This window comes from Rhodoblastus sp., from assembly GCF_041915505.1.
GTDB lineage: Bacteria > Pseudomonadota > Alphaproteobacteria > Rhizobiales > Beijerinckiaceae > Rhodoblastus.
In genome coordinates, this window is the sequence record NZ_JAYSBG010000225.1 from 1 (window position 1) to 5848 (window position 5848).

Here is a 5848-nt window from a genome sequence, read left to right on the forward strand (position 1 = left end):
CCGATGTCGACATCGTCGTCGACATAGAATTTCGCCAGAATATCGTAGGGGCCGGCGACGGAAAAGATTTCGGACGCGATTTCGGCGGCGTCGAGCGCCTGCGCGACATGATAGGTCTGGCCGAGCGCGCATTTGATTTCGACAAAGAAGCAACGCATTTTCGCCTCCAGATACAGTGCTCGTCCGTCACGCCGCCGTCAGCAGCCGCGCCGCCAGCATCTGAAAAGCCCGGGCGCGATGCGACAGAGCCTCGGAGCCGTCGGCCGGAATGCCGTGCTTTTCCTCGGCGCTCATCTCGCCGAACGTGCGGGTATGGCCATCGGGCGTGAAACACGGGTCATAGCCGAACCCGCTCGTTCCACGCGGCGGAAAGGTCAGGTCGCCGAACACCTTGCCTTCGAAGACCTCCTGCGCGCCGTCCGGCCAGGCCAGAGCCAGCGCCGAGACGAAATGGGCGCGGCGCGAGGGCGAGCCGGATTGCGCGACCTCCTGCGCGATTCGCGCCATGGCGGCGGCGAAATCCTTGCTTTCGCCGGCCCAGCGCGCCGAATAAATGCCCGGCGCGCCGTCGAGCGCCTCGACGCAGAGGCCGGAATCGTCGGCCAGAGCCGGCAGGCCCGCTCCTTGCGCCGCCGCCCGCGCCTTGATCAAGGCGTTGGAGACGAAATCGTCGCCGGTCTCCTCCGGCTCGGGCAGGTCAAGCTCGCCCGCCGAAACCGCCTCGATCCCGTAAGGCGCGAGCAATTCCCGCATTTCGCGCAATTTGCCCGCATTATGGGTGGCGATGACGATCTTGCCCTGCAGCCTGCGAATCATGCCTCGATCGCCTGTTTCTGCAGACCCACCAGCAGGTCCACGCCGCCGCGCGCGAGGCCGAGCAGGGCCGTCAGCTCCTGTTCCGAAAAGACGGCTCCCTCGGCGGTAGCCTGAACCTCGACCAGGCCGCCCGATCCGGTCATGACGAAATTGCCGTCGGTATGGGCGGTGGAATCCTCGGCATAATCGAGATCGAGCACCGGGACGCCCTGATAAATGCCGCAGGACACCGCCGCGACGTGATCCTTGAGCGGCATGTCCTTGATCATCGAGCGGCCGCGCATCCAGGCCAGGCAATCGTGCAGCGCCACCCAGGCGCCGGTGATCGAGGCCGTGCGCGTGCCGCCATCGGCCTGCAACACGTCGCAATCCACCGTGATCTGGCGCTCGCCGAGCGCCTGAAGATTGGTCACGGCGCGCAGCGAACGACCGATCAGGCGCTGGATTTCCTGCGTGCGGCCGGAGGGTTTGGAGGTTTCACGCCTTGTGCGGGTATGGGTCGCGCGCGGCAACATGGCATATTCCGCCGTGATCCAGCCCTTGCCCTGGCCGCGCAGCCACATCGGCGGCTTGTCCTCCAGCGAGGCGGTGCAGAGCACGTGGGTCTCGCCGAATTTCACCAGGCAGGAGCCTTCGGCATAGCGCGCGACATTGCGTTGAAGCGAAACGGGACGCATCGCGTCCGGCGCGCGATTGGATGGGCGCATGATGTCTCCTTGAAAGATGCGCCGTTTTATCGGCTTGGCGCCGGCGCGCAAGAGGCGATCGACGCGACCTGCTCCGCCGGCCGCGTGGCCTCGATGAGAGTCAGCACGGCCCACCAACCCAGAATCCCGTTGCGCGCCAGCACCAACAGGCCAAGACGCGGGTCGAGATCGCCCGAAAAAACGGTGAAGGCGAAGGGAAATTCGAGCTGGGTCAGCAGGCAGGCGGCCAGCAGCAACAGGCGATTCTGTCGCGACCCGCTGATGGCCGCGAGCGTCCCCACCGGCAGCAGCCAGACCATATATTGCGGGCTGAACACCTTGCCGAGCACGACGAAGACAACCAGAACGGCGGCGGTCGCCGCGAACAGGATCCGCAGCCGCGCCTCGTCGTCGCCCGCGCGGCGCAAGCCCGTCCAGCACCAGGCGTAGACGCCGATCAAACCGAGGATCGGCGCCACGCCGGAGATTTGTCGCAGGGCTGGCTCCCAGGGCGAGACGATATTTTGCGAACCGAAGCTGTACACGCCGGTCGCAATATCGGGGTCGAACAGGCGCGCCAGCATCAGGACCGCGCCATAAGTGCTTTCGATCTCCAGCGGCCGGCCGCCGTGATAGGCCAGAACATCCCCGGCATGCGAGCCCGCCAGCAGGAGATAGAGGCCCAAGGCGGCAGCCAGCAGGACCGCCGAGCCGACCGCCGCGCGCGCCAGCGCCGCCCAGGCCTTCTGCGCCGCGAACCAGGCGAGACCGATCGGCGCGAGCAGGACCGGAACGCCCTTGACGACGATTCCTACCGCAAGCGCGAGGCCCGATGCGACCGGCTTTCGCGCGGCGAGCGCATGAATCGCGGCGGCAAGCGCCAGCGCCAGCACGGCGTCGTAGCGGCGCAGGCTGACGATGCCGACGCCCGCGATGAAGAGAATGCTGAAAATCAGGGCGTCGCGGCCGCGTTCCGGCGCGAGCCGCTCCGCCGTCCGCACCGTCAGCCAGACCGTGAGCGTGAGCAGCAGGCCCATCTCCAGGCTGAACAGCAGATGATAGACGTCCTTGTCGGCGGTCAGCAGGGCCGGCAGCAGCGCGGCGATCAGCATGCCGGGCGGATATTCAACGGAAAAGTCGCGCCAGGGCAGCAACGGGCGATCCGGCGTCACGATAGCGCTGGGGAGACCGGCGGCGTCGGCCTCCTCGGCGTGGGTCCATTGCTCCATCGGCCGCACGTAATAAGCGGCATAGGGACGGCCCAGTATCGCATTGGCATAGCTCAGATAGCGCCCGGTATCGGTGTCGTTGCGCAGGATGACGCCGAGGATCTGCGCCGGCGTCATGGTCTCGACGATCTCCTGATCGGTCATCGCCGCCTGCCCCGCCGGCTGATAGCTGCGCAGCCCGGGGCCGTAAATATTGAGCAGGCCGAAAACCAGGACGAACCAGATCGCCCAGAGCGCGCCGCGAGACCGAGGCTTCAAGGAAAATCTCCAGGAAAATGCATCGCCGCAGCGTGGCCCGCGCGGGTTAAACTTGCGTCAACGCGCGCGCCGGCGAGATAGGGGGATTTTTGCGGCGGGCGCGGCGCGAACTCTTCCTTTCGGTTAACGACCCTGCTATCTGCGGCCCATGAGCGCGCATTCGATCGACAATATCCGCAATTTCTCCATCGTCGCCCATATCGACCATGGCAAGTCCACCCTCGCCGACCGCCTGATCCAACAGACGGGCGCGCTGGCCGAGCGCGAAATGGTCGAGCAGGTGCTGGATTCGATGGATATCGAGCGCGAGCGCGGCATTACCATCAAGGCCCAGACCGTCCGCCTCGAATATAAGGCCAAGGACGGCAAGACCTATATTCTCAACCTGATGGACACGCCCGGGCACGTCGATTTCGCCTATGAGGTGTCGCGTTCGCTGGCCGCCTGCGAGGGCTCGCTGCTGGTGGTCGACGCCTCGCAGGGCGTCGAAGCCCAGACTTTGGCCAATGTCTATCACGCGCTCGACGCCGGCCATGAAATCGTGCCGGTGCTCAACAAGATCGACCTGCCCGCCGCCGAGCCCGACCGCATCAAGGCCCAGATCGAGGAAGTGATCGGCCTCGACGCCTCCGAGGCGGTGCCGATTTCCGCCAAGACCGGCCTGAATATCGACCTGGTGCTGGAAGCGATTGTCGAAAAGCTGCCGCCGCCCAAGGGCGACGAAAAGGCGCCGCTCAAGGCCTTGTTGGTCGATAGCTGGTACGACCCCTATCTCGGCGTCGTGGTGCTGGTGCGCATTTTCGACGGCGAGCTTCGCAAGGGCCAGAAGATCCAGATGCTGGGCGCCGACGCTCATTACGATGTCGACCGCATCGGCGTGTTTCGCCCCAAAATGCAGGATGTCGACAAGCTCGGCCCCGGCGAGGTCGGCTTCATCACCGCCCAGATCAAGCAGGTCGCCGACACCCGCGTCGGCGACACCATCACCGACGAAAGAAAGCCCTGCGCCGAGGCGTTGCCGGGCTTCCAGCCGGCCCAGCCCGTCGTGTTCTGCGGGTTGTTCCCGGTCGACGCCGCCGATTTCGAGGATTTGCGCGCGGCCATGGGCAAATTGCGGCTCAACGACGCCAGCTTCTCCTTCGAGATGGAAAGCTCCGCCGCGCTCGGCTTCGGCTTCCGCTGTGGCTTTCTCGGCCTGCTGCATCTCGAAATCATTCAGGAGCGGCTGGAGCGCGAGTTCAACCTCGACCTGATCGCGACCGCGCCCTCGGTCATCTACAAGATCGTGATGAATTCCGGCGAGACCATCGAGCTGCATAATCCGGCCGACATGCCGGATGTGGTCAAGATTGCGGAAATCGAGGAGCCGTGGATCAAGGCCACCATCCTGACGCCGGACGATTATCTCGGCGCGGTGCTCAAGCTCTGCCAGGACCGGCGCGGGGTGCAGGTCGATCTGAACTATGTCGGCAAGCGCGCCATGGTGGTCTATGAACTGCCGCTCAACGAAGTGGTGTTCGATTTCTACGACCGGCTGAAGTCGATCTCCAAGGGCTACGCTTCGTTCGACTATACGATCATCGATTACCGCGCCGGCGATCTGGTCAAAATGTCGATCCTGGTCAATGCCGAGCCGGTCGACGCGCTCTCGATGTTGGTCCACCGCACCCGCGCCGAATCGCGCGGCCGCGCCATGTGCGAAAAGCTGCGCGAGCTGATCCCGCAGCACATGTTCCAGATTCCGATTCAGGCCGCCATCGGCGCCAAGATCATCGCGCGCGAGACCATCCGCGCCTTGCGCAAGGACGTCACGGCCAAATGCTATGGCGGCGACGTGACCCGCAAGCGCAAGCTGCTGGAAAAGCAGAAGGAAGGCAAGAAACGCATGCGGCAGTTCGGCAAGGTCGAAATCCCGCAGGAGGCCTTCATCGCCGCGCTCAAAATGGATAGCTGAGACGCGGCGGCCTGCCCTGTTGCGGACAGACCGAAGAACAACGCCATTTTCGTAAATAAAATGGTCGGAGTGAGAGGATTCGAACCTCCGACCCCCTCGTCCCGAACGAGGTGCGCTACCAGGCTGCGCTACACTCCGACACAAGCGGCGAAAGGCTCCGCCGCGACCAAGACGATGTCGCCTTGGAGGCCGCCTTATAGCGGCGTCGGCGGATCGCTTCAAGGGGGGCGGCGCGGCTTTATGCAAATTCGTCGAAAACGCCGGGGTTCGTCGAAAAAGCCAAGGTTCATCGAAAACACCCAGCCGCCGGCAAGGCCCGGAGCGCGCCAAACAATTTGAGGCGCCACAGCGCCGCCATTATAGTCCGGTGCAATTGAATCGAATCACCCGGCTCGGCGCCCGCCCCGCGCCCGCCCAAAGGCCGCCTGAATGACAGGTTTCCCATTCCGCCGATTCGCCCGCGTCCTCGCCCCTCTCGCGGTCGCCGCCTCTTCCTGCGCCGCGGCGAGCGCCGAGACCATGCACGCCAATTACCGCGTCTCGCTGATCGGCCTGCCGATCGGCGCGGCCGTCGCCGACGGCTCGGTGGCCGAAAACCATTACAAGGTCGACCTCCACGTCAAGCTGACCGGGCTGGCGGCGATCATTTCCAATCTGCGCATGGCGCTGGAATCCTCCGGCTCCGTCCAGGGCGGCGTGCTGTCCCCGACCGGCTACGCCACCATCGCCTCCAATTCCAAGGAGACGCGCACCCTGCGCATGGCGATGAGCGACCATGCCGTGCGCCAGGTCGAGGTCTCGCCCTATTGGGACGACAGCGCCAATCCCGAGCGCGTGCCGCTCACCGAAGCGCACAAGCGCGACATCATCGACCCGCTGTCGGCCTTCATCATGCCGGTGCCGGA

The 5848-nt window shown here is 64.9% G+C and carries 6 protein-coding genes and 1 tRNA gene; 2 read left to right on the plus strand and 5 right to left on the minus strand.

Features of this window, described 5'->3' with window-relative positions; genetic code table 11:
• From ACE3S9_RS13515 to ACE3S9_RS13530, 4 genes are all read right to left on the minus strand, one after another.
• Positions 1 to 158 (minus strand): Lrp/AsnC family transcriptional regulator (locus tag ACE3S9_RS13515; RefSeq protein ID WP_374546997.1); only part of this gene is annotated, 158 nt, incomplete at its 3' end.
• A 28-nt stretch (positions 159 to 186) separates the two neighbouring features.
• Positions 187 to 816 (minus strand): RdgB/HAM1 family non-canonical purine NTP pyrophosphatase, encoded by a 630-nt coding sequence (gene rdgB, locus ACE3S9_RS13520; RefSeq protein ID WP_374546992.1) that lies wholly within the window; start codon positions 814 to 816, stop codon positions 187 to 189.
• Entirely contained in the window at positions 813 to 1523 is a 711-nt protein-coding gene (gene rph, locus ACE3S9_RS13525; protein WP_374546993.1) for a ribonuclease PH, read from the minus strand. The genes rdgB and rph overlap by 4 nt, the downstream gene beginning before the upstream one ends.
• A gap of 26 nt (positions 1524 to 1549) precedes the next feature.
• On the minus strand, positions 1550 to 2989 hold the full coding sequence (locus ACE3S9_RS13530) for a glycosyltransferase 87 family protein (RefSeq protein WP_374546994.1): 1440 nt from the start codon (positions 2987 to 2989) through the stop codon (positions 1550 to 1552).
• Between the two features lie 148 nt (positions 2990 to 3137).
• On the opposite strand from ACE3S9_RS13530, the gene lepA reads away from it, so the two are divergent.
• Positions 3138 to 4943, plus strand: a complete 1806-nt coding sequence (gene lepA / locus ACE3S9_RS13535; RefSeq protein ID WP_374546995.1) for a translation elongation factor 4 — start codon at positions 3138 to 3140, stop codon at positions 4941 to 4943.
• Positions 4944 to 5004: 61 nt separating this feature from the next.
• Here the strand turns inward: lepA and ACE3S9_RS13540 are convergent.
• Positions 5005 to 5081: transfer RNA gene (locus ACE3S9_RS13540), tRNA-Pro, on the minus strand.
• Between the two features lie 291 nt (positions 5082 to 5372).
• Here ACE3S9_RS13540 and ACE3S9_RS13545 point away from each other — a divergent pair.
• Positions 5373 to 5848, plus strand: a 476-nt coding sequence (locus ACE3S9_RS13545) for a DUF3108 domain-containing protein (RefSeq protein WP_374546996.1), incomplete at its 3' end; no start/stop codon positions are given.